19 protein-coding genes are annotated in these 22,702 nt (G+C 74.1%); 7 read left to right on the forward strand and 12 right to left on the reverse strand.

Annotated elements, in window-relative coordinates; genetic code table 11:
• The 7 genes from UO65_RS21845 to UO65_RS21875 form a co-directional block, all read right to left on the reverse strand.
• The coding region (locus tag UO65_RS21845; RefSeq protein ID WP_035285738.1) for a histone-like nucleoid-structuring protein Lsr2 at positions 1 to 287 on the reverse strand (287 nt) is incomplete at its 3' end.
• A gap of 154 nt (positions 288 to 441) precedes the next feature.
• Positions 442 to 972 carry a LeuD/DmdB family oxidoreductase small subunit gene (locus UO65_RS21850; protein ID WP_052021527.1) on the reverse strand — a complete coding sequence of 177 codons (531 nt, stop codon included), beginning with the start codon at positions 970 to 972 and terminating at the stop codon, positions 442 to 444.
• Positions 969 to 2,246 (reverse strand): 3-isopropylmalate dehydratase large subunit, encoded by a 1,278-nt coding sequence (locus UO65_RS21855; RefSeq protein ID WP_035285741.1) that lies wholly within the window; start codon positions 2,244 to 2,246, stop codon positions 969 to 971. Before UO65_RS21855 ends, UO65_RS21850 begins: the two co-directional genes overlap by 4 nt.
• Complete coding sequence (locus UO65_RS21860) at positions 2,243 to 3,520, reverse strand: LeuA family protein (RefSeq protein ID WP_052021530.1); 1,278 nt, start codon at positions 3,518 to 3,520, stop codon at positions 2,243 to 2,245. Before UO65_RS21860 ends, UO65_RS21855 begins: the two co-directional genes overlap by 4 nt.
• A 40-nt stretch (positions 3,521 to 3,560) precedes the next feature.
• On the reverse strand, positions 3,561 to 4,391 hold the full coding sequence (locus tag UO65_RS21865) for an ABC transporter permease (protein ID WP_084176073.1): 831 nt from the start codon (positions 4,389 to 4,391) through the stop codon (positions 3,561 to 3,563).
• The gene (locus UO65_RS21870) at positions 4,388 to 5,155 is read right to left on the reverse strand and encodes an ABC transporter permease (RefSeq protein ID WP_052021532.1); all 768 of its coding nucleotides are present in this window, start codon (positions 5,153 to 5,155) and stop codon (positions 4,388 to 4,390) included. The genes UO65_RS21865 and UO65_RS21870 overlap by 4 nt, the downstream gene beginning before the upstream one ends.
• A 4-nt stretch (positions 5,156 to 5,159) precedes the next feature.
• Positions 5,160 to 6,209, reverse strand: a complete 1,050-nt coding sequence (locus tag UO65_RS21875) for an ABC transporter substrate-binding protein (protein WP_052021534.1) — start codon at positions 6,207 to 6,209, stop codon at positions 5,160 to 5,162.
• A 545-nt stretch (positions 6,210 to 6,754) separates the two neighbouring features.
• Between UO65_RS21875 and UO65_RS33530 the strand changes: the two genes are divergently transcribed.
• Genes UO65_RS33530 through UO65_RS21895 form a run of 4 tightly spaced genes read left to right on the forward strand, consistent with a single transcriptional unit; the run spans position 6,755 to position 14,060 of the window.
• Positions 6,755 to 10,693 carry a nitrate- and nitrite sensing domain-containing protein gene (locus UO65_RS33530; protein WP_052021536.1) on the forward strand — a complete coding sequence of 1,313 codons (3,939 nt, stop codon included), beginning with the start codon at positions 6,755 to 6,757 and terminating at the stop codon, positions 10,691 to 10,693.
• A gap of 35 nt (positions 10,694 to 10,728) precedes the next feature.
• Positions 10,729 to 11,151 (forward strand): roadblock/LC7 domain-containing protein, encoded by a 423-nt coding sequence (locus tag UO65_RS21885; protein WP_035285788.1) that lies wholly within the window; start codon positions 10,729 to 10,731, stop codon positions 11,149 to 11,151.
• 39 nt (positions 11,152 to 11,190) lie between these two features.
• Positions 11,191 to 12,192, forward strand: coding sequence for a TauD/TfdA family dioxygenase (locus UO65_RS21890; protein WP_035285744.1), 1,002 nt, complete (start codon positions 11,191 to 11,193; stop codon positions 12,190 to 12,192).
• On the forward strand, positions 12,192 to 14,060 hold the full coding sequence (locus UO65_RS21895) for an FAD/NAD(P)-binding protein (RefSeq protein WP_084176076.1): 1,869 nt from the start codon (positions 12,192 to 12,194) through the stop codon (positions 14,058 to 14,060). Before UO65_RS21890 ends, UO65_RS21895 begins: the two co-directional genes overlap by 1 nt.
• An 11-nt stretch (positions 14,061 to 14,071) precedes the next feature.
• Here UO65_RS21895 and UO65_RS21900 read toward each other — a convergent pair whose 3' ends face one another.
• The gene (locus UO65_RS21900; RefSeq protein ID WP_052021542.1) at positions 14,072 to 14,728 is read right to left on the reverse strand and encodes a cysteine hydrolase family protein; all 657 of its coding nucleotides are present in this window, start codon (positions 14,726 to 14,728) and stop codon (positions 14,072 to 14,074) included.
• Between the two features lie 95 nt (positions 14,729 to 14,823).
• Between UO65_RS21900 and UO65_RS21905 the strand changes: the two genes are divergently transcribed.
• Positions 14,824 to 16,086 carry an FAD-binding protein gene (locus tag UO65_RS21905; RefSeq protein ID WP_052021543.1) on the forward strand — a complete coding sequence of 421 codons (1,263 nt, stop codon included), beginning with the start codon at positions 14,824 to 14,826 and terminating at the stop codon, positions 16,084 to 16,086.
• A 3-nt stretch (positions 16,087 to 16,089) separates the two neighbouring features.
• Here UO65_RS21905 and UO65_RS34820 read toward each other — a convergent pair whose 3' ends face one another.
• The 3 genes from UO65_RS34820 to UO65_RS21925 all read right to left on the reverse strand — a co-directional run bounded on the left by UO65_RS34820 (position 16,090) and on the right by UO65_RS21925 (position 20,023).
• Positions 16,090 to 18,372 carry a glycosyltransferase gene (locus UO65_RS34820; protein ID WP_084176080.1) on the reverse strand — a complete coding sequence of 761 codons (2,283 nt, stop codon included), beginning with the start codon at positions 18,370 to 18,372 and terminating at the stop codon, positions 16,090 to 16,092.
• The gene (locus UO65_RS21920) at positions 18,369 to 19,376 is read right to left on the reverse strand and encodes an NAD-dependent epimerase/dehydratase family protein (RefSeq protein ID WP_035285747.1); all 1,008 of its coding nucleotides are present in this window, start codon (positions 19,374 to 19,376) and stop codon (positions 18,369 to 18,371) included. The genes UO65_RS34820 and UO65_RS21920 overlap by 4 nt, the downstream gene beginning before the upstream one ends.
• Positions 19,377 to 19,633: 257 nt before the next feature.
• The gene (locus UO65_RS21925) at positions 19,634 to 20,023 is read right to left on the reverse strand and encodes a YybH family protein (protein WP_063935994.1); all 390 of its coding nucleotides are present in this window, start codon (positions 20,021 to 20,023) and stop codon (positions 19,634 to 19,636) included.
• Between the two features lie 96 nt (positions 20,024 to 20,119).
• Between UO65_RS21925 and UO65_RS21930 the strand changes: the two genes are divergently transcribed.
• Together UO65_RS21930 and UO65_RS21935 are read left to right on the forward strand one after the other, a co-directional pair.
• Positions 20,120 to 21,115: a GNAT family N-acetyltransferase gene (locus UO65_RS21930; RefSeq protein WP_035285750.1), complete on the forward strand. Its 996-nt coding sequence runs from the start codon at positions 20,120 to 20,122 to the stop codon at positions 21,113 to 21,115.
• Positions 21,112 to 21,897 (forward strand): hypothetical protein, encoded by a 786-nt coding sequence (locus UO65_RS21935; protein ID WP_035285753.1) that lies wholly within the window; start codon positions 21,112 to 21,114, stop codon positions 21,895 to 21,897. The genes UO65_RS21930 and UO65_RS21935 overlap by 4 nt, the downstream gene beginning before the upstream one ends.
• Here the strand turns inward: UO65_RS21935 and UO65_RS21940 are convergent.
• On the reverse strand, positions 21,878 to 22,633 hold the full coding sequence (locus tag UO65_RS21940; RefSeq protein ID WP_035285756.1) for a hypothetical protein: 756 nt from the start codon (positions 22,631 to 22,633) through the stop codon (positions 21,878 to 21,880). The two genes, UO65_RS21935 and UO65_RS21940, sit on opposite strands and share 20 nt — an antisense overlap.
• Between the last annotated feature and the right edge of the window lie 69 nt (positions 22,634 to 22,702).

Here is a 22,702-nt window from a genome sequence, read left to right on the forward strand (position 1 = left end):
ATCTCGTGGCCGTTCTGCCTGGCCCAGTCGCGGATGGCCTTGGTCTGCTCCTTGCTGCGGACCTCGCCGACGGCCTTGGCGGGCGCCCCGCCGCGGCGGACCCGGCCGCCGGTGCGGCGGGCGGCGTTGACGAACTCGGCCATCTCCTCGCGGAGGCGGGCGGCGTTGGCCTCGTTCAGGTCGATTTCGTAATGCACGCCGTCGAGACTGAACTCGATCGGGCGAATGTCCTCGCCCGGGGAACCGTCCAGATCATCGAACAGTTGCACGATCGTCTTCTGAGCCATGGCACACCTTTTTTGCGGAAACGGGCAGATCCTATCCATTATTGGATCACATCCGAGCCCGCGACGCCATGCACCACCCCGATCAGCGTATCGCCGATCACGGGAATGCCGACCTCGCCACCATTGGTGAGACGCCCGGGAATGCCGGGGCAATTCACGACTCCGGCGCGCTCATCCCGGTGGGCAGCAGGTTGAGCAACCCGCCCGCGGCCCAGATCTCGCGCACGAACTCCCCCGGTGGGACCAGCTCGACCACGGTGCCGTCCGCGCAGGTCAGCGTGGCCGCCACCGGGTCGAGGACCACCCGGGTGCCCGCCTCGACCAGCTCCAGGTCGGCGGGCCGGGCGAAGGTCAGGCAGGGCAGCCCGTTGTTGGTCGCGTTCCGGAAGAAGATCCGCGCGAAGTCGACCGCCACGACCGCCCCCACCTCGTTGAGCTTGATCGCGCGGATGGAGGTCTCCCGGCTGGAACCGCAGCCGAAGTTGCGGCCCGCGACGAACACGTCACCGGGGCGCAGGTCGCGGGCGATGGTCGGGTCGTAGCCGTGGAACAGGCCGCGGCGGACCTTGTCCGGGTCGAGGCTGTAGAAGGCGGGCGGGTGGATGACGTCGGTGTTCACGTCGTCGCCGAAGCGCCACACCCGGCCCTCGACGGGTCCGGTCGCGCCGTCGGTTCCGCTGGTCACTGCGCCTCCCGGTAGAGGTCGGGGGTGATCGCCCCGCGCAGGGCCGCGCGGGCCACGGTGCGCGGGGACGCGAGGTAGGTGCGGCTGTCCCAGTGGCCCATCCGGCCCCGGAAGTTGCGGTTGGAACTGGACACGCACACGTCGGCGGCGCCGAGCACGCCCTTGTCGATGCCGCCGCAGGCCCCGCAACTGGAGTGGTTGAACTGGGCGCCCGCCTCGGTCAGCACCTCCACGTACCCGGCGCGCAACGCCTGCTTGAACACCTCGACCGAGGCCGGGATGACCACGAACCGGACATTGGGGTGGACCCGCTTGCCCGCCACCTCCTCGGCCGCGTCGCGGATGTCGGCGAGCCGCCCGCTGGCGCAGGAGCCGAGGAACGCCGAGGTGATCTCGGTGGGTTCCAGCTCGGCGACCGGCACCACGTTGCCCGGCGACCACGGCTTGGCCACCCGGGCGGTGAGGTCGGTCAGGTCCAGCTCGATCACCCGCTCGTACCCCGCGTCGGCGTCCGGGCGGACCGGGGTGCCCAGGAGCGGTTCGCCGGGACCCAGGCCGTCGCGGTCGCGGCAGTGGGCCTCGGTGACCTCGTCGGCGGCGAACACGCCGAACTTGGCGCCGATCTCCACCGCCATGTTGGAGATGGCGAACCGGTCGTCCTGCGGCAGCCGAGTGCTGGTCTCGTCGTGGAACTCCAGGCTGCGGTACTGCGCGCCGCCCTCGCCGAGCACCCGCAGCAGCTCCAGGACGACGTCGCGGCCACCGGACTCCGGTGGCAGCGCGCCGGTGAAGCGGACGGCGATGGTGGGTGGCAGCCGCAGCCAGGTGGTGCCGGTGGCCAGGGTGAACAGGATGTCGGTGGCGCCCATGCCGGTGGCGCAGGTGTTGACCGCGCCCGCCATGATCGTGTGGCTGTCGGCGCCGACGATCAGCCCGCCCGGCTGGCACAGCCGGTGCTCGACCAGCAACTGGTGGCAGATCCCCTTGTCCAGCATCAGGTTCGGCATGTCCAGCCCGCGCGCCCAGCCGAGGAACTTGTTGGAGATGTCGGCCCGTTCGGCGGTGGCGGGCGGGGCGAAGTGGTCGTTGGTCAGCAGCACCTTCGACTTGTCCCAGATGGACAGTCCACGCCGCTCGAAGTCGTCGATCAGCAGGGCGGTGGTGGCGTCGTGGCCGAGCACGGCGTCCACCGACACCCGGCGGAACAGCGCCGACCGGTCCTCGTCGAGGCTGTGCGCGTCGATGATGATGTCGGAGATGGTCCGCCCGCTCACGACTGCGCTCCCGCGATCCGGTGGTACTCGGCGACCACGACGTCGGGGGACACGCCCGCCAGCGCGGTGGCGACGAACCGCTCCTTGGCCGCGTGCGCGGCGTCGTGCCCGGACTTGTCCCAGCCATCCACAGTGGACTTGACGGTGTCCAGCAGGCGGCGGGCGGTGTCGTCGTCGACGTCGGTGGCGGTGCCGGTGCGGCGCAGCACCTCGCGCACCAGCGAGGTGCCGGAGTGCTTGCCCAGCACGTACCCGCGCTCGGCGCCGACCCAGGACGGTGGCAGCACCTCGTAGCTGCGCACGTCCTTGAGCATGCTGTCCACGTGCAGCCCGGACTCGTGCCGGTAGACGTTGCCGCCGGTCACCGGTTTCGTCGCGGCCATGTGGATGCCGCTGATCCGCTCGACGAGGCGGGACAGGCGGGGCAGCGCGGTGGCGTCCACCCCGTGCTCGACGCCGTGCAGGTGGGTCAGCGAGGCCAGGCACTCGGCCAGGTCGGCGTTGCCCGCGCGCTCGCCGATGCCGTTGACCGTGCAGGTGATCGCGCGGGCCCCGCCCTCCACCGCGGCCAGGGTGTTGGCGGTGGCCAGGCCGTAGTCGTTGTGGGTGTGCGCGCAGATGTCGATGGCCGGGTCGAGCCGCTCGGCCAGGGTGCGCACCAGCGCGCGCATCGACCCCGGATGCGCGCAGCCCACCGAGTCGGCCAGGATCAGCCGCGACACCTCGCCGGGCAGGCAGACCTCGTCGACCAGCCGGGCCATGTGCTCGGGGGAGGCGCGGGTGGCGTCCTCGAAGACGATGTTGAGGCCCATTCCGTTGCCGAGCACCTCGTCCACCCCGGCGCGCATGATCCGCGCCGCCTGGTCGCGGGTGATGCCCAGCGTCTCGCGCAACCGCAGGTCGCTGGTGGGCATGAACAGGAAGACCTCGTCGGCCTGGGCCTTGCGGGCGGCGGCGATGTCCTGCTGCACCGGTCGGGCGGTGGCGCCCACCGCCGCGGCGATGCCCGCCTGCCGCATCCCCTGCAGGGCCTCGACGTCGGCGCCGGAGGACGCCGGGAAGCCCGCGTCGAGCACCAGCACCCCCGCCTCGGAGAGCAGGGTGGCCAGCTCGACCTTCTCGGCGACGGTGAACCAGACGCCCGGGGTCTGCTCGCCGTCGCGCAGCGTGCAGTCGATGACGTCCACCGCGGCGGGCATCAGGGGACCGGGGTCCGCCGGTCCCGGGTGGGTGGCGGTGTCCTGGGGTGGCTGGGCGCGGTCGTCGGTGTCCACGTGGAACGAACCCTTCTCGATGGGAACCGGTTCTGCTCGGTCACGGACCCCCCAGGGAACCGGCCGCCGCGCGGTGCCACCCCAGCAAGCGGCGCTCGACGGCCAGCAACGCGGTGTTGAGGGCGTAGCCGAACACGCCCAGCACCACCAGGACCGCCCACAGGGCGGCGAAGTCGAACTTGTTCTGCGCGTCGCGCAGTTGCGCGCCGAGCCCGCCGTTCGGGGCGAACAGCTCGGCGACCACCACCAGCACCAGCGCCTGCGACAGGCTGACCCGCAGCCCGGCGAACACCTTGGGCAGCGCGGCGGGCAGCACCACCCCGAACAGCCGGACCGACCACGGCACCCGGTACACCAGCGCGGTCTCCACCTGCACCGGGTCCACCGAGCGCACCCCGTCCACGGTCGCCAGCAGCACCGCCCACACCGCGCCGAACACGACCACGGTCAACACCATCCGCGTGCCCAGCGTGGTCAGCAGCACGAACACCGGCACCAGCGCGGGCAGCGGCAGCGACCGGAAGAACGCGAACACCGGCCCCGCGGCGACGCTCGCCGACCGCGACAGCCCCAGCAGCGTGCCGAGCGCGACGCCGAGCAGCGAGGCCAGCGCCCACCCGCCGACGACCCGGCCCAGGCTGGCCAGCGGCCCGTCGACCACGGCCCCGCTGGGGAAGCCCCCGGTGAACCACAGGCGCAGCGCGGTGTCCAGGATCTCCGCCGGGGCCGGGAAGAACGGGTGGTACGCGGCGGCGGCGACCCACTGCCACACCCCGACCACGACGGCGAAGAACCCCCAGCGCAGCGCGAACGCCGCCACCCCCGCGCCGCACCGGGCGCGCGGCGACCGCACCGCCGTGGTCGCGCTCATCCCGCGCCCACCTCGGCGCCGCGCCAACCGAACCAGCGGACCTGCGCCCGCTCCAGGCCCTCGTTGATCAGGTACCCGAGCACACCGGCGACCACCACCGCGGCCAGCACCCGGTCCATCCTGGTGGCCCCGCTGGAGGCCAGGAGGATGAACTCGCCGATGCCGCCGCTGGTGCCGGTCAGCATCTCCACGCCGACGAGCACCGACAGCGCGATCGCGGCGGACAGCCGCACCCCGGTCAGCACGAACGGCGCCACGCTGGGCAGCGCGACCCGCAGCGCCACCCGCGACCGGCTGAGCCCGAACGCCCTGGCGGTGTCCACGAGCAGCGGCTCCACCTCGTCGTAGGCGTACATGGTGGTGAACAGGACCGGCCAGAGCGCGGCGAAGGCAGTCAGGCCGATCTTGGTCTCCGGTCCGCCGCCGACGGCCACCACCGCCAGCGGGACCATCGCCACGGTGGGGATGGGCCGGAGGAACTCGACCACCGCCCGGCTCGCGGCGCGGGCCAGCGGGCGGGCGGCGAGCAGCAGGCCGAGCGGGACCGCGACCACCGTGGCGATCAGCAGCCCGATCGCCCAGGACAGCACGGTCGCGACGACCCCGAGCAGGAACTCCGGGTCCCCCAACAGGTGCACGACCTGCGGGAACACCTGGCTGGGCGGGGGGAGGTACCCGTCCAGGAACAGCCCGGAGCGGCCCGCGGCCTCCCACACCAGGAGGACGCAGGCCGCTCCGCAGACCCGCAGCAGGGCGTCGCGCACGCGCTCAGCCCGCGGGGGTGGCCAGCACCATCGGCTTGATGTCGAACGGCTCGGCGATCAGGCCGAACTCCTTGAGCAGGTCCGGGACCCGCTGCAACCGGGTGACGTCGGTGGTGATCGGGTAGTCCGGCAGGTGCAGCACCGGGCCGATCTCCGGCTTGACGTTCGCGTTCTGGATCAGCGCCTGGCGCACGGCGTCGTCACCGGAGCGGGTGGCCGCCTCGCGGTGGGCCTTCTCCACCCCGCGCTGGAAGGCGGCGACGGTCTTGGGGTACTGCTGGGTGGTCTTCTCCAGCGCGGCGTAGCCGTTGAGCGCGATGCCCTCCAGCCGCCCGGTCATGGGCTGGAAGACCGTCCACACCCCGAGCTGCGCCTGGGCGATGGACAGGAACGGCTCGACCAGGAACGCCGCGTCGATCTCGCCGGTGCCCAGCTTGGGCAGCATGTCCGGGAACTTCATCTGCTGCCACTGGATGCCCGCGGTATCGGCCTTGGCCGCCTTCATGCCCGCCAGCACGGCCAGGTCGGCCATGCTGCCGGTGGAGGTCACCGCGATCTTCTTGCCCTGCAGGTCGGCCGGGCTGCGCAGCGGGGAGTTCTTGGCCACCACCACCGCGGTGGTGTCCGGCTTGGCCGCCGAGGCGTCCGCGACGACCTTGATGTTCGTCGCGCCGCGGCCCTTCTGCTGCGCCTGCACCAGCAGCGGGTAGCTGGCGAAGGCGAAGTCCACGTCGCCGCCGAGCAGGCTGGTGATCACGTCACCGCCGCCGCCCTTGGTCACGAACTCGACCTCGATGCCCTGCTCGGTGAAGTAGCCCTGGGTCTTGGCCACCCACAGCGGCGCCATGTCGGTCGACGGGATGATCGCGACCCGGACCGTGGCCTTCTCGACCGGGCCGGTCGACGACCCGGCGTCGGCGTCGTCGGAGCCGCCGAGCAGCCCGCAACCGGACGCCACCAGGGCCACCGCGGTCACCGCGGCACCCGCCCGCAGCGTCCGGAACAGCCCGCGGGACCGGGCACCGTGCCCGGGGGAGCCGCCGCTTTGCACCACCGTTTGCTCCTCACATGGGAAGACTCATCGACTCGCCGAAACGTGGGTGCGTTCTCCACGCGGCCCAGGGGACTTTAGTCCGCTGTCAAGTCCTGTCGATCACGCTGCGGCATCGATACGCCGTCGAACTGTGGAGCGCGGGTGCATCCAGTCACGACGGTCATCGTGAGAATACCGTCCATTCACGTCCACTCGACACAATCTGAGCTGCGGATATGCGGCTCGTGCAGGGAGAATGCCCAGGTGGTGAATCAGTTGCGAAGCGTCACCGTACATCCGAAAGTGAACAACAGGTTCCTTTCCGGTCAGCACTGCGCCATTCGGGCCAATGATGGTTCGTCAAATCGAGGCGTGACAGTATCTGGCGGTGGAGAGCGCCCGAATCGGCGGCTTGCTTATTCGGAGCAATCCGGGTAACTGAACGCTGACAACGGTGGAGGACTCCACCGACTTGTCGGACGAACGCGCAGCAGAAGCCACCAGCGGAGAGTGCGGACTATGTGGACGAGGTGTCCGGAGACGACACTGCCCGGGGGTTGCGACCGGTGAGCGCCGAGGACGAGACCCGGTCCACCCAGGAGCGCCCCGACGGCGGGCGGGCGGGCGACCCCGCCGCCGCCGAGCGCGAGCGCGCCATCCTCGCCCCCAAGCCCCGCAGGCCCAGACCCCGGCGCGACCCCGCCGCGGCGACCGGGGCCTGGCAGCCGAAGAACTGGCGGCTGCGCACCAAGATGACCGTGGTGCTGCTGGTGCCCGCGCTGACCGCGGCCGTCTTCGGCTGGCTGCGGGTGCAGACCGAGCTGGACAACGCCGACGGCTACCAGCGCATCGTCGACCAGGTCGACGTCTCCCAGCAGGTCACCGCCACCGTGCACGCGTTGCAGCACGAGCGCGCGCTGGTCGTCACCCGGGTGGCGGCGGGCGACACGGGGATGGCCGACAACGCGGGCATCCGCGAGCAGTTCACCCGCACGGACGAAGCGGTGTTCGCGCTGCGCCAGTCGCTCGGGGGCCTGCGGCTGCCCGACGCCGAGAAGCGCAACCGCTACCAGCTCGCCTTCGACCAGCTCCGCCAGCTCGACGCGCTGCGCCAGCTCGCCCAGGGCGCGGTGTACCCCGACCTGGCCGTGCTGAGCAGCTACAACACCATCATCGACCCGCTGGTGCAGCTCGGCCGGGAGATCTCGACGTCCGGTTCCGACAGCGGGCCGTCCCGGGTGAGCACCGCGGTGCAGACCCTGGGGCAGGCCAAGGAGCGCGGCGCGCAGCTCGACGCGCTGCTGCTGGTCGCCGCCGTGCACAACACCTTCGGCGCGGGCATCGTGCAGAACCGGGCCCGCTCGGTGGACGCGGGCTTCGACGCCGCCATCGCCGACTTCGTCGCGGTGGCCACCCCGGACGAGCGGCAGACCTACAACGACGGCTACAGCGGCCCGGAGGTCGACCGCCGCCGCGCGATCGCGCAGACCGCGCTGTCCAGCGCCGACCCGGTGGCCCCGCTCGACACCGACGTGGTGATGTTGTCGGACACCTCGGTCGCGGCCAACGACAAGCTGCGCGCGGTCGAGACGAACCTGATCGCCCGGCTGCGCGCGCAGGCCGAGTCCGCCGCCGACACCGCGATCGCCGCGGCCACCCGCGACGCGGCCATCGTGATCGCGCTGCTGGTGCTGGCCCTCGGGTTGATGTTCTACATCGCCTGGTCCATCCTGACCCCGATCCGCACGCTGCGCCGCGAGGCCCTCGACGTGGCCAGGGTGCGGCTGCCGGAGACGGTCAAGCGCATCCTCGACGACCCGGACCCGGTCGCCGCGTCCCGCAACGCCGTCGCCCCGGTCGCGGTCTCCGGCGGCGAGGAGATCGGCCAGCTCGCCCGCTCGTTCGACGCGGTGCACGAGCAGGCGGTGCGGATGGCCACCGAGCAGGCCGTGCTGCGCGACAACGTCAACGCGATCTTCGTCAACCTGTCCCGGCGCAGCCAGGCGCTGATCGAGCGCCAGCTCGCCGAGCTCGACCAGCTCGAGCAGAACGAGCAGGACCCCGACCAGCTCGGCCGGTTCTTCGTCCTGGACCACCTGGCCGCCCGGATGCGGCGCAACAGCGAGAACCTGCTGATCCTCTCCGGCAGCGGCCTGGCCAAGCGGATGGCCCGCCCGGTCCCGGTCGGCGAGGTCGTCGAGTCGGCGCTGTCGGAGGTCGAGCACTACACCAGGGTGCGGGTCAAGCAGGTCCCCGACCTGCTGGTCCAGGGCCGGGTCGTCAAGGACCTGGTGCACCTCATCGCGGAACTGCTGGACAACGCCGCCACCTTCTCCGCCCCCGACACCCAGGTACTGGTCAGCTCGGCCAGGGTGCGCAGCGGCGAGGTCGCCATCCAGATCTCCGACGAGGGCATGGGCATGACCGACGAGGAGCTGGAGGAGGCCAACGAGCGCCTGGCCGACCCGCCGGACTTCGACGTGTCGCTGTCGCGCCGCATGGGCCTCTACGTCGTCGCCCGCCTGGCCCAGCGCCACGCCATCCGCGTCCGCCTGCACGGCGGCGTCGACGCGGGCACCACCGCGGTCATCACCCTGCCCGCGGACCTGATGGCCAAACCCGGCCGCCGCGGCGGCCCGCCCACCAACCCCGGCGCCACCGGCGGCCTGCCCACCGTGGTCGAACCCCTGTCCCCCGCCCAGCAGGCCCCGGGCGGCTTCGCGGGCAACCTGCTGCCCGCCCGCGCCAACCCCGACGCCCCCTGGTTCAAGCCCAAGCCCCAGGACTCCCCGGAACCGGCGGCGGCCGAGGAGGACTGGCGCGCGGTCCGGTCCAAACTGGACAACGTCCCGGACAGCGGCCAGGGCCCCGGCGCCCTGCCCCGCCGCTCCTCCGCCGCCCCCGGCGACCGCACCGCCGCCACCCGGGGCCGCCCCCGCCGCACCCTCCCCGACACCCCGTCGACCGGCGGCACCCGGGGTGAGCAGCCGCCGAGCGGACCGCGCCGCCCCCAGCCGGACTCCCCCCCGACCCCGACGGGCGGCACCCCGACGCCCCGGACCGACCGCGCGAGCGCCCCCGGCGGCCCCCAGAGCAACGACAACGGCTCCCGACGCGGCGCCCGCGCCCTGCCCGGCGGCACGGACGCCCCCGACACCCGGTCGCCACGCCCCGAGCGCGACGGTCCGGGCGACACAGGTCCCCGCTCCGCGGGCACGGACCACGCGGGTACCTCCGGCAACGGCACCCGGGGTTCGGGCACACGCGCGAGCACCCACGCCGCCGACAGCACCGGCACCCGGGGCCCGGGCGGCGCGGAAAGCCGCACGGGAGCACCCACGAGCGCCCGCGGCGGCGCGGGCGGCGCCGGGAACAACGCCCCGGATACGGGCACCCGCGACGGTCGAGGCGGTGTGACGAGCATCAGCGGCCACGCCACCGGGACCAGCACCCCGGGCCACCCCGGCTCCGGCGCCCGGAACGGCCGCGCCGACGGACGCGGCGACGGCACGGGATCGCACAGCAGGCCCGGCGCGGGCGGCTCCGGTCCGCGCGGCACCGCCGAGCGCACCGGGACCCCACCGCAGGGCCTCCCCGCCCAGCGCCCCGCCCCGAACCGCGCGCCGGGCGGCACGGGGACCCACCGCATCCCCGCCACCGACCGCCCCGGCGCCACCGGGTCCGACCCGCGCCCCGCCACACCCCCGCACGGCCTGCCCACCCAGCGCCCGACCCCGGGCGCGAGCGGCAACGGCAAGCAGGCAGGCGCCGGGAACGGCGGCGCACCCGAAGCCCCCGCCGAGAGCGGGCGCGGCCGCCGCGCGGGCTCCGACAGCGCCGACCCGACCGGCAACGGGTTCAGCGCAGGCACCGGGAACGGTGCCGGGAACAACTCCGCCAGCGGGCGCGGTTCACGGGGCAACAGCCTCAGCGGTGACCTCGGCAACGGCGCGGCAGGCACCCACCCGGCAGGCCCCGGTGCCGCGAACGGCGCCCACGGCACCACCGGGAACGGCGGCGGCTCCGACCACGCACCCGGCAACGGCAGCGGACCCGGCCGCACCCCCGGCAACCGCAGCGGGTCGGACCGCACACCCGACAACCGCACCGAATCCGGCCACCCACTCGGCAACGGCGCCAGGTCCGGCAACGCACCCGGCAACGGCAACGGGTTCGACCACACACCCGACAACAACGCCAGGCCCGGCCACACACCCGGCAACGGCAACGGGTTCGACCACACACCCGGCAACGGCGCCGGGTTCGACCACGCACCCGGCAGCGGCGCCGGATTCGGCCACGCACCCGGCGGCGGTCCGCGCGGTGGCTTCGGCGGGTCCGCCGAGGACGGCCACCACGGCGCCGACGGGCAGGGCGGCTTCGGGGCGCCCGCGCAGCGCACCCCCGAGGAGACCCGGGCCCGGCTCGCGGGCCTGCAGCGGGGCCTGCGCCGGGCGCGCGGGTCGGACGTGGACGAGGGGCGCGACGATCGGGGCGAGCGGTGACCCGGCCGGGCCGGTCGCGGCGGGTGGAGGCGGCGGTGGCGCGGGCCGGGGTCCGGCACGACGACCTCGGCTGGTTCCTGGCCGAGTTCGTGACCAGGGTGCCCGACGCGGCGCACGCGCTGGTGGTGTCCTCCGACGGGTTGGTGCTGGCGTCGTCGGAGACGCTGCCGCGGGTCAACGCGCAGCAGTTGGCCGCGATCGTGTCCGGGTTGGCCGGGTTGACCGAGGCGGCGGCGAAGTGCCTGGACGCGGGGCGGGTGGTGCAGACCAGCGTGGACATGACGCTGGGGTACCTGTTCTTGATGTCCATGGGCGAGGGGTCGCACGTGGCGGTGCTGGCGGCGGCCGATTGCGAACTGGGCCTGCTGGCCTACGAGATGAGCACGTTGGTCGAGCGGGTCGGCGCCCGGTTGACCCCGGAGTTGCGCGCGTCGCTGGCCGCCGCCGCGCGGGAGTAGCGCCGCACACCTGTCCCATGCCGAGAGAGTGATCCATCGATGTTGCCCGTGCACGTGTTCACCGAAGCTGAGCGGAACTCGCTTTGCGCCGCCCTGGGGTCCGTCCGCGCCGACCCGTACGCCGACCGGCCCGCGTTCGCTGCCGGGGTGGCCGGGCTGGTGGAGCGCGGGGAGGTGCCGCCGGTGCTGCTGGGCGTCGCCGAGCGGGTGCGGGCCGAACGCGCGGCGGGGGTGCACGCGCACGCGCTGCGCAACTGCCCGCTCGACCCGGACATCCCGCTGCTGGACCAGGACGACCCGCTGACCGACAAGTACGCGCGGAAGAAGACCTTCATCGGCGAGGCGTTCCTGGAGCTGTTCGGGCAGCTCACCGCCACGCCGCTGCTGTCGTACGCGACCCGGTTCAACGGGGACTTCTACGTCGACGTCATCGCCATCACCCGCTACCGGGGCAAGCAGACCGGCTACAGCGACGGCGAACTGGCGTTCCACAACGACCGCGCCGCGCACCCGGTGCGCGCCGACCACATCACCCTCCTGGGGATGCGCTGCCCGGACAGCGAGGTCACCTACACCGGTTTCGTCAGCGGCGACGCCCTGCGCGCCTATGTCGGGGAGCACTTGGAAACGTTGCGGCAGGAGCACTTCGTCACCCCGTTCGACGTGGTGTCGCGGGACAACAACAGGGCGTTGACCGTCTCGGAGAAGCACGCGATCTTCTCCGGTGAGCGCACCGTGCGCTACGTGGACACGCACACGACCGTCGCGCCGGACGCGCCGCCGGAGGCGAAGGACGCGCTGATCGCCCTCAAGGACGCGTTGGTGCGCGCGGACAAGAGCAGGCACCGCATCCTCACCGGCGACCTGTTCACCTTCGCCAACCAGGACGGCCTGCACAGCCGCGAGCACCTGGAGATCACCGACCCGGAGCTGGCCGCGACCCGGTGGCTGCTCAAGACCTACGCCTTCCGCGACGAGGCGGCGGCGGCCGCGCACGCCGACCGCTGGGTCGACGGCGTGGTCGGGCGCGTCGGGGACTGATGATGCGCAACGAGCAGGGCGCGCGGCGCGCGCAGACCGTCGCCGTGGTGGGCAGCGGCCCGCGCGGGTTGATCACCGTCGAGCGGATGGCGGCCCGGCTGGCCGAGGAGCAGACCGACCGGCTGGTCGACATCCACCTGATCGACGCCGTCGAGGTGGGCGCGGGCCGGGTCTACCGGACCGACCAGCCCGGGTGGTACCTGATGAACACCGTGGCGGGCATGGTGTCCGCGTTCTCCGGGGTGCCGGACGAGGGTCCGGTGCGGGCGGGCGCGGGGCCGTCGCTGTACGAGTGGTGGGCCGGGGTGGACCCGGAGAACGCCAGCCCGGACGGGTACGCCTCGCGCGCGGACTACGGCCGCTACACCCGTTTCCTGCTGGACGCGGTGGAGCAGAACCTGCCGCGCGGGGTGCGGTTGCTGCGGGTGCGCGCCGCGGTGGAGGACATCGGCCCGGACGGCGACGGCTACCTGCTGCGGCTGTCGAACGGCGAGGACCTGCGCGCCGACCAGGTGGTGCTGACCACCGGGCACACCGTGCCGGAGCTGACCGGCCGGGAGAAAGCGCTGGCCGACTTCGCCGCCGACCGGGTGGGCCCGCGCTACCTGCGCGGCGACTCCGCCGCGGACATGCCGCTGGCCGACATCGCCCCGGGAACCCCGGTCGGGGTGATCGGGCTGGGGCTGTCGTTCTACGACGTGCTGGCCGCGTTCACCCTGGGCCGGGGCGGGCGGTTCGTGCCGGACGGCGACCGGTTGCGCTACCTGCCCTCCGGCCGCGAACCGGTGGTGGTGGCCGGGTCGCGCAGCGGGATGCCGCTGCCCGCTCGCGGGCGCAACCAGAAGCCGCCGAGGTTCGCCTACCGGCCGACGCTGTTCACCCAGGACAACATCCGCGCCCGGGTGCCGTCGGGGCCGCTGGACTTCCGCCGCGACGTGCTGCCCTGGCTGCTGGCCGAGGTGGACCTGGTGAACTGCGCGACCCGGCTGCGGCTGCGCGACGGGGAGGAGGCCGGGGTGGCCTTCACCCACGCCGTGGCCCGCGCCGTCGAGGGACTGGCCGACCCGGCGGTGCCGCCGGACGTGACCGCGATGGCGGCGGTGCACGGGGTGCTGGTGGACAAGGCCGACCTGGACGCGCTGGCCCGCCCGTTCTCCGGCCGCACCTTCGCCGACCGGGCCGAGTTCGACGCGGCGCTGACCGGGGCGGTGGCCGCCGACCTGGCCGAGGCCGAACTGGGCAACGTGGACTCCCCGCACAAGGCGGCGATGGACGTGCTGCGCGACTGCCGGGGCATGATCATGCGGCTGGCGGACTTCTCCGGCCTGACCCCGCGCTCGCACCGCGAGGACCTGATCGACTGGTACGGCCCGCGCAGCGCGTTCCTGGCCGCCGGGCCGCCGCCGGTGCGGCTGCGGCAGGTGCTGGCGCTGCTGGAGGCGGGGGTGCTGCGGGTGATCGGCCCGGCGGCCCGGTTCGACCCGGACCCGGGGGCGGGGCGGTTCGTGGTGTCCTCGCCGGTGGTCGGCGGCGCGGCGGTGCACGTGGACGTGGTGGTCGACGCCCGCATCCCCTCCCCCGACCTGGACCGGGACCTGAGCCCGCTGACCAGGCGGCTGCGCGAGCGCGGCATCTGGACCGCCTACGCCAACGGGGACTTCCGCACCGGGGGCGTGGCGGTGACGACCAGCCCGTACCACCCGGTGGACCGCGACGGCCGCGCGCACACCGGGCTGCACGTGGTCGGCATCCCCACCGAGCACACCCGGTGGTTCATGCAGGTGGGCAGCAACCGCCCCGGCCTGTGGGGGGACCTGGTGCACGACGCCGACGCGATCGCCGCGCACGTGCTCAAGGGCGGGACCTGACCGTGCCCCGCTCAGCGCGCGTCGGCCGGGGGCAGTGCGCCGTCGGCCGGGGGCAGGGCGGTGTCGACCGGGGGCAGGGCGGCGTTGACCGTGGTGACCTCGGCGGTGCGGGCGATGATGCGCAGCGCCCACTCGTGCACGTCCGGGTCGCCGGTGGCGGTGGCGTCGGCCAGCACCCGCACGCGGTAGTCGCGGTCGTGCGCCTCGCGGGCGGCCGAGAGCACGACCAGTTCGGTGGCGACCCCGGTCAGCAGCACGGTGTCGACGCCGAGCCCGCGCAGCAGCAGGTCCAGGTGGGTGCCGTGGAACGGGCTCACCCGGCGCTTGACCACGACCGGCTCACCCGGGCGCGGCGCGACCCGGTCGTGCACGGTGGTGCCCCAGGTGCCCAGCGTGGGCTTGTCGTCGTCGGTGCGGGCGCGGAACAGCGGCGAGGCGGCGGGCCAGTCGGCGTAGCCGGGTTCGAAGCCGATCACGACGTAGACCACCGGGATGCCCGCCGCCCTGGCGCGCTCGACGGCGGTGGCGGCGCGGTCGAGGACGCCGCGCCCGTCGACGGCGCGGTGGTAGCCCTCCCCGGCCTTCTTGCCGTCGGGGTGGACCAGGTCGTTCATCAGGTCGAGCACCAGCAACGCGGAACCGGGCACCACGGCGTCCTCCTCGCTCACACTTGCGACCGGATGCTCGCACAATGGGACGACAAAGGGCACGGTCCGGTGAGGATCGTGGATGACCATGCGGGAAACCGCCCGGGGAGGGCACCGTGAGCACACCGGACGACGACTTCGGCCACCTGGTCCACCGCACACCGGCGCGCGTGGTGCGCGCGGAGCGCACCGAGGACGTGGTGGCGGCCGTCACCGGCGCCCGGGCGGACGGGCTCCGGCTAACCGCGCGGGGCGCGGGGCACTCGGTCTATGGCCGGTCCCAGGTGGACGGCGGGGTGGTCGTGGACGTGACCGGCCTGCGCCGGGTCGAGGCGCCCCGGGACGGGCGGGTCACGGTCGCGGCGGGGGCCACCTGGCGCGCGGTCGTCGAGGAGACCCTGCCGCGCGGCCTGCTGCCCCCGGTGCTGCCCGACTACCTGGACCTGACGGTGGGCGGCACGGTCGTCGTCGGCGGGGTCGGCGGGACCACCCACGCCCTCGGGGTCACCAGCGACCACGTCCTGGGGTTGGAGGTGGTGACCGGCGCGGGCGAGGTGCGCACCTGCTCGCCCACCGAGTCCCCGGAGCTGTTCGACGCGGTGCGCGGCGGCCTCGGCCAGGTCGGGGTGGTCACCGAGGTGACGCTCGGGCTGGTCGAGGCCCCCGCGCACGCCCGCCGCCACACGATCACCTGCCCGGACCTGCCCACCATGCTCGCCGACGCGCGGGTGCTGCTGGCCGACGGCCGCTGGGACCACCTGCAGGGCGCGATCCTGCCGACCCCCGACGGCTGGAGGTACACGCTGGAGGGCGCGGAGCTGTTCTCCGACAAGGCCGACGACGTCCTGGACGGCATCGAGGGCACCGTGCAGACCTGCACCGTCACCCACGCCGAACTGCTCTCGCGGCTGGAGCCGCTGGAGACGGCGCTGCGCGGGCTGGGGGCGTGGGGGAACCCGCACCCGTGGCTGACCACGTTCCTCGGCGACGCCGCCGCCGACGACGTGCTCCCCCGGCTGCTGGACCGGACCGACCCGGCCGACCTGGGGCGGTTCGGCCGGGTCGCGCTGTCGCCGATCCGCGCGGGCGCCATCACGACCCCGCTGGTGCGCACCCCGGGCGGCGGGGACCTCTTCGCGCTCAACCTGCTGCGCTTCCCGGCGGACGACGCGGAGACCGCGCGGCGGCTGGTCGCGGACAACCGCGCGGCCTACGAACTGGTCCGCGCGGCGGGCGGCGTGCTCTACCCGGTCAGCGCCCTGCCGATGAGCGCGGCCGACTGGGCCGCGCACTTCGGCGAGCGCTTCCCCGCCCTCGCCGCAGCGCGCGCCGCGCACGACCCGGACGGCCTGATGACCCCGGGCTACGAGGTCTTCTGACCACTACACCGGCGCCTTGTCACCGGCTCCCAGCACGCGGCCGGACGGCGCGTCGACCGCCTGCGCCGGGACCACGACGGCCACGGTGGCCGGGGTGACCGGCTCGGGCACCGGGGCGACGACCAGGTCCAGCGCCGCCAGCGCCCCGGCCAGCGCGGCGTCGAGCCCGGCCGGTTCGTCGGCGGACACGACCAGCCAGCCCAGCTTGCGGCCCGCCTCGGTGAACGGCAGCACCCGGTCGCCCGGTCCGACGAACAGGTCCACCCCGGTCACCTCGGGCAGCGCGCGCACCGCGTCGAGGTCCCCGACGGCCACCACCTCGCCCGGCACGTCCAGCGGTGAGGTCAGCACGTGCAGCAGCGTCGGCCGCGGCGGCGCCGGGTCGAACCCGAACGGCTCGCCCAGCACCAGGTCCAGCAGCGCCGCGACCACGTCCACACCGGACACGGCGGCGGCGAGCCCGGGCAGGCCGTTGCCGCTGAGCCGGGCACCGACCTCCAGCACGTACCGGGTGCCGTCGGGGCTCAGCACCACGTCGAAGTTCGCCGGGCCGTCGGGCAGGTCCATCGCCGCGCACAGGGCGGCGGCCTCGTCGAGCAGCGCGCGCTCCACCGCCGGGTCCAGCACCGCGGGCGCCTGGTGGCCGAGGATGAGGAAGCGCGGGCCGGGGTCGATCCGCTTCTCGGTGATCAGCGACCAGCCGACCGCGCCACCGCGCAGGAACACGTTGACGGTGAAGTTGCGCCCCGCCAGGAACTCCTCCACGATCACCTGCCCCGACGGGGAGAAGACCGCCGCGTTGGCCAGCGCCGGACCCAGGTCCGCCCGCCCGTCGACGCGCAGCACGCCGCGGCAGCCGGAGGCGTCGGTGGGCTTGACCACCACGGGGAACCGGAAGTCGGCGACGGTCGCGGCCAGCTCGGCGAGGTCGTCGGACTGCGCCCAGCGGTAGGTCGCCACGCCCGCCGCGGCGGCCAGCCGGTGGAACGCCGACTTGTCCATCGACGCGGCGACGGCCGCCGCCGGGTAGCGCCACGGGGTGGCGAACCGCTCGGAGAGCACCTGCCAGGACTCCAGGCAGGTGTCGGCCGCGGTGGAGACGACCCCGGCGACCGGCCTGCCCGCGAGCGCGGCGGCGATGGCGTCGTGGTCCGTCGTGGACAGCGGGAGGAATTCGTCGGCCAGGACGATGCCCGGCCGGTCCGCGCGCATGTCCACCGCGACGGTCCGCAGCCCGCGGCGGCGCGCCTCCCGGTAGAGCACGACCTGCTCCTCACCGGCGCCGAGCACCACCAGCACCGGCTCGGCGCGGGTGGGCGGCGGCACCGGGGTGGCGCCGCCGTCGACCATGTCCGCCGGATCGATGTCCACAGTGGCCTCCCTGACGTAGTAGTGCCTGCGCGGGCGGGCATCGAGCATCCGCCGGTGCAGGTAGCGGCCGACCAGCGCGGTGGAGGCCAGCCCCAGCGCGGTCACCAGCGTGACCACCGCCAGCAGGACCGAGGGCGCCACCAACCCGAACACGCCGAGGAGGGCCAGCAGGAGCGCCGCGGGGGCGGCCACGCCCGCGACCCCGTACATGATGTTCAGCGGGCGCCAGGAGAAGCCCAGCAGCAGCTCGAAGGCGTCCCCGGCGAGGCGGCCGAAGCGGAACTTCGACGTGCCCGCCGTCCGGTCCCGGTGCGCCACCGGGACGCTGGTGTAGCGCGCACCGACCTGCGGGGCCTTCGCCACGAAGTGCGAGTTCGCCGTGGGCAGGTCCGCGATGGTCCGCCCGACCGCGGTCCGCACCACCCGGAACGAGCTGGCACCCTGCGGCACCTCGATGCCCAGCAGCCCCCGGGCGACCCGGTGGGTGCCCGCCGCGCCGACCCGGCGCAACCAGTTGTCCTTGCGGTCGCGGCGCACACCGAAGACCACGTCGTAGCCCTCGGCCGCCTTGTCCAGCAGCGCCCAGGTCTCCTCCGCCGGGAACTGGAGGTCGGCGTCGAGCTGCACCGCCCACGGCTTGCCCGCGTACCGGAAGCCCGCGGTGACCGCGGCGGGCAGGCCGAAGTTGCGGGCGAAGGACACGTAGCGCACCCGGGGGTCGCGGGCGGCGACGGCCTTGATCCGGGCCAGGGTGTCGTCGGAGCTGCCGTCGTCGATGAACAGGACCTCCAGGTCCCCCACCGGGTCCAGGGCCGCGCACACCGCGGCGTGCGCCACCTCGACCTGCGCGCCCTCGTTGTAGCAGGGGATGATCGCGGTGAGCCCGGTCGCGGTGTTGATCGCTCTGCCCGTCACATCAGCCTCCGCGACCAGGTCTCCGGCGTCAGCTCGTTGACGATCTCCAGGTCCAGGTTGTAGTTGAAGTCCTTGGGGCCGGTCGCGGCGATCCACTCGACCATGCCGGTCAGCCCCTCGCGCAGGCCGACCTCGGTGCGGTAGTCCAGCAGCCTGCGCGCCTTGTCCGAGCTGCACGTGGCGTGGTGGACCTCCAGCGGCCGGGCGGGCATGAAGACCGGGTCGCACGGCACGCCGATGATCTCGCAGATCAGCTCGGCCAGCTCCAGCACGCTCACCTCGCCCTCGTCCGGGCCGACGTTGACGACCTCACCGGTGATGCCGGGGTCGGTGCCCAGCCGGGTCAGGCAGGACAGCACGTCGCCGACGAAGCTGAAGCAGCGCAACTGGCTGCCGTCGCCGTAGACCACCGGCGGCAGCCCGCGCAGCACCCGGTTGATCATGATCGCGGCAACGTTGCGGTACGGGTCGTCGAAGCGCTGCCGGGTGCCGATGATGTTGTGCGGCACCGCGATGTTCCACTCCATCCCGTGCACCCCGGCGATCGCGCGCACCTGGAGGTCGGCGGCGTACTTGGCGATGCCGTACGGGGTCAGCGGCTCGGGGGTCATGTCCTCGGTGAACGGCGGGACCAGCTTGCCGTAGCGCGACATCGACGAGCAGTGCACGAACCGGCGCACCCCCGCGCGCACCGAGGCCGACAGCATGGCCACGGTGGCGCTGGTCGTGTGCTCGTGGACCAGGTAGGGGGCGAACACCGACAGGCCCTCGTACGGGGCGGCGGCGCAGTGGTAGACCAGTTCCACCCCGTCGAAGAGGTGGTCGAGGTCGAGGGCGTCGCGGCAGTCGAGTTCGTGGAAATCGACGCCCGCGGGAATGTTCTCCTTGAATCCGTCCATCATGTTGTCGATGCCGCGAACGGAGTAACCCCGGCCGAGCAGATCATCGGCCAAATGGCTGCCCAGAAAGCCCGCCACCCCCGTGATGAGGACCGGATTTCCCATCGAAGACCCTTCCCTAGAACCCACCACCAGCCGTGGTCACGCCTGGTTGAGACCCCCTGGGCCCCGATCGGGACGACGGGGGCCGGACGACTCGCGCCGCGCGGCCCGGGCACGGCGAAAAGACCACCGGAGCCGGAATCGGTGGCACACCCGGGTTGGGAGCGGACGAGAAGTGATCGGGACTATAACCCCGGGCCGACCAGGGGAAAAGGTTCTTCTTAAACAGATCTTTGCCAGATGGGGCTTTTGTCGCCGCGTTACTCCGAGCGGAGCACGGTGCACTGGTCGTGGATGAGCAGCCAGGCGCCGCCGACCCGGGTGAAGGTGAGCCCCATCCGGAACCGGGACGGCTCGGCGCCGGGTCCGCCGACGTAGGTCACGTCCACCACCGCGGTCGCGGTCGCCTCCGTGGCGGTTGACCGACGGTGGTCCACTGTGTACGTCCAGTCACCACCGGCGAACCACTCGCGGTGGAACCCGACCACCTCGTCGGCCCCGGACAGCATGTCGCCGCTGGGGGTGATCACCGTGACGTCCGGGTGCACGGTGGCCCGGTAGGCCTCCAGGTCGCGGGCGACGACCGCGCCGAGGTGGCGCTCGATCGCCCGTTCGGCCGTCTCGGCGGTGTTCGGGTCCTGGACATCCACGGTGCGCCTCCGGGAGAGTGTGGGCCGCGCGGGCGGGGGCGCGGTGAGCGTAGCCGCGGGCCGGTCCCGCGAGAAGGTCTCCTGGAGGGCGGTCCGGTGCACGCGGTACTCCTCGACCCGCTGGTCGACCCGGTCCCCGGCGCCTGGGACGGGCTGGTCGCCGCGACCGGCGCCCCCGCGCTGTGGCGCTCGGCGCTGCTGGTCACCGCCGCCTGGGCCGCGCAGGCACCGACCGTGCTGGGCGTGGTGTCGGACGGGTCGGAGCCGGTGGCGCTGTTCCACGGGCGGTTCCAGGGGCCGACCGACGTCCGCCGGTTCGCCCGGCCGGGGGCGGTGCCGGTGGCGGGGGTGTTCGAGTGCCGCCTGGCGCCCGCGTCGATCGCCGGGTACCGGTTCGCCCGGTCGCTGGACGCGGCGGGCAGGCGGGCGGCGGTGGTGGCGTTCGAGTCGGCGGTGCGCGCCCGCTTCCGTTGGCGGGTCGCGGGTTTCTGCTACCGGCACGTCACCGAGGACGTGGTGCCCGCTGTGTCCGGCCGGTTCCGCGGGGCGATCGCGGTCTCCCCCGACACGGTGCTCGACGTCGAGTGGACCGCGGTGGCGGACTACCTGCGGGTGCTGCCGCCGAAGTGGCGCTCGCAGCTTCGCAAGATCCGGGCCACCGTCGCCGAGGACACCGCGGTGCGCCGCGAGGTGGCCGCCGCCGTCCCGGCCGGGCAGGCCGCCCGGCTGGTCAACCAGGTCCGCGACCGCCACCGCTCGCCCGGTGTGGTCCGGCCACCGATCCCGGAGCGCTACTTCACCCTGCTCAACGACGACCCGTCGACCCGGTTCACCGCCTACCGCGCGGGCTCGGACCTGCTGGCCGTGTCGACGGTGCACGACACGGGCGCGGAGCTGGTCATGAGCTACTGGGGCATCCGGGACCGCACCGAGGGCGGTCGGCCGAACCTGTACTTCGACCACTACGTGGCCATGGTGGAGCTGGCGATCGCCTCCGGTCGCCGCGCGCTGCTGCCGGGCAAGGGGATGACGCACATCAAGGAGCGGTTCGGCGCGCGCACCGTGCCGAACTTCGTGGTGGTGGGCCGGTGAGCCGGGCGCGGGCGCTGCTGCGCCGGGTGGCCGTCACCCTCGGCCGCTCCCCGGACCGCGACACCGCGTCGGCCACCTGCGCCCAGTGCGGCAGCCGCTCGTCCACAGTGGTGCACCGCCTGAGCCGCCGCCGGGTGGGCTACTGGTGCACCGCGTGCACCGCCGTGGTCACCACGGGTGACCTGTCCGTGTTGGACGAACCACCGCCGGTGCCCGCCGAACCGGTCGACCCGCACGCGGCCGTCCTCGCCCCACCGGTCCTGGCCTGGGCGCGCACCCACGCCGCGCGCCTGCTCGACCGCCCGGTCCTGGACCGCGCCGCCTACAAGGAACTGCACACCCGCTTCGACCGCGCCGAGTCCCCCGGCCTGCCCGGCGTCTCGGCGGTCGTCGGCAGGCTGCACGAGTCCTGCTACCGCACCGACCGGGTCACCGCCTCGTTCCCCGCCGCCCCCGGCCTGGCCGAGCGCGTCGAGCACGCCCGCCGCTGGCTGGCCCGCGACGCCCGCGACCTGTGCTGGGTCATCAGCGCCGAGACCGCCGACCACCCGCCGCTCGACGAGGTCGAGAAGGCCGCAGCAGCCTGGGCCGGGGGCGGGCCGCTGGACCGCGAGCAGGCGAGCGCGCTGCGCACCGCCCTGTTCGGCACCGACGGCGGCCCCGGCTGCAAGGTCCTGCTGCGGTCCTTCGACGACACCGAGGTCACCGCCGCCCTCGACGCCTACCTGGGCACCCGCGCCCGCCCGCTGCGCGCGGCCACCCTCACGGCGCTGGATCGCTGAGCAGGACCGGGGTCCGGTGCCTGCGGCACAGGTCCACGCGGGCGAAGTCCCCGGCCGGGACGGCGATCCGCGACAGCGTCGGCCGCCGCCTGCGCAGCGCCGTGACGACGAGGGCACCGCCGGTCACGGCGACGTGGAAGCGGCGCCACAGCACGTGCCAGTGGCCGCAGACCGGTGAGCGGCCCGCGAAGTAGCCCAGGTGCGGGTCGAACAGCACGGCCGCCCTCCCCCGGTGCCCCGAAACCTCGGCGGCGGCCAGGCGCAGGACCACCGGTCCGACGTGGTCGAGCCGGGCGGTCAGCTCCGCCACCGCCGCCGGGGGCGCCACCAGCACCGGCCGCGCCGGGGTGCGGGCCCGGGCGGGGCCGTCCAGGTCCGGGGTGGACACGACGACCGGGGCGTAGGCGGGACCGGCCGGGGTGAGGCGGGTCCAGGGAACCCAGGCGCGGCGGGCCTCCACCACCGGCGTCGCCCGACCCCACCGGCCCGCCAGGCGGACGGCGGCGGCGAGGTCACCGGGGACACCGGTCCACAGCGTCGGCTCCCGCGCCGGGGTGAACGGTGACGCCAGCGGGCACAGCGCCCACAACCGGTCCGCCAGCTCCGCCGAGGGCACCGGCCCACCGCGCGCCCCCGCCCCCACCAGCCGCTCCCGGTAGAACGGGACCTCGCGCAGCGCCCGGTCGGCGACCGCGTCCGCCGCGGCGGCCCACCGGGGTCCGGAGAAGACCAGCACCGTTCCACCTCTCCCGGTGCCCGGCCCCGGCAGTGGGCCGAATGGCCGCGCCCCCTTGGGCCGAGTCGC

Source organism: Actinokineospora spheciospongiae (assembly GCF_000564855.1).
Lineage (GTDB): Bacteria > Actinomycetota > Actinomycetes > Mycobacteriales > Pseudonocardiaceae > Actinokineospora > Actinokineospora spheciospongiae.

Excerpts from the sequence above, each read along its gene's own strand:
- UO65_RS21865 (WP_084176073.1), bottom strand. The coding sequence starts at position 4,391 with ATGAGCGCGACCACGGCGGTGCGGTCGCCGCGCGCCCGGTGCGGCGCG.
- UO65_RS21890 (WP_035285744.1), top strand. The coding sequence starts at position 11,191 with ATGTTGCCCGTGCACGTGTTCACCGAAGCTGAGCGGAACTCGCTTTGC.
- UO65_RS21895 (WP_084176076.1), top strand. The coding sequence starts at position 12,192 with ATGATGCGCAACGAGCAGGGCGCGCGGCGCGCGCAGACCGTCGCCGTG.
- UO65_RS21920 (WP_035285747.1), bottom strand. The coding sequence starts at position 19,376 with ATGGGAAATCCGGTCCTCATCACGGGGGTGGCGGGCTTTCTGGGCAGC.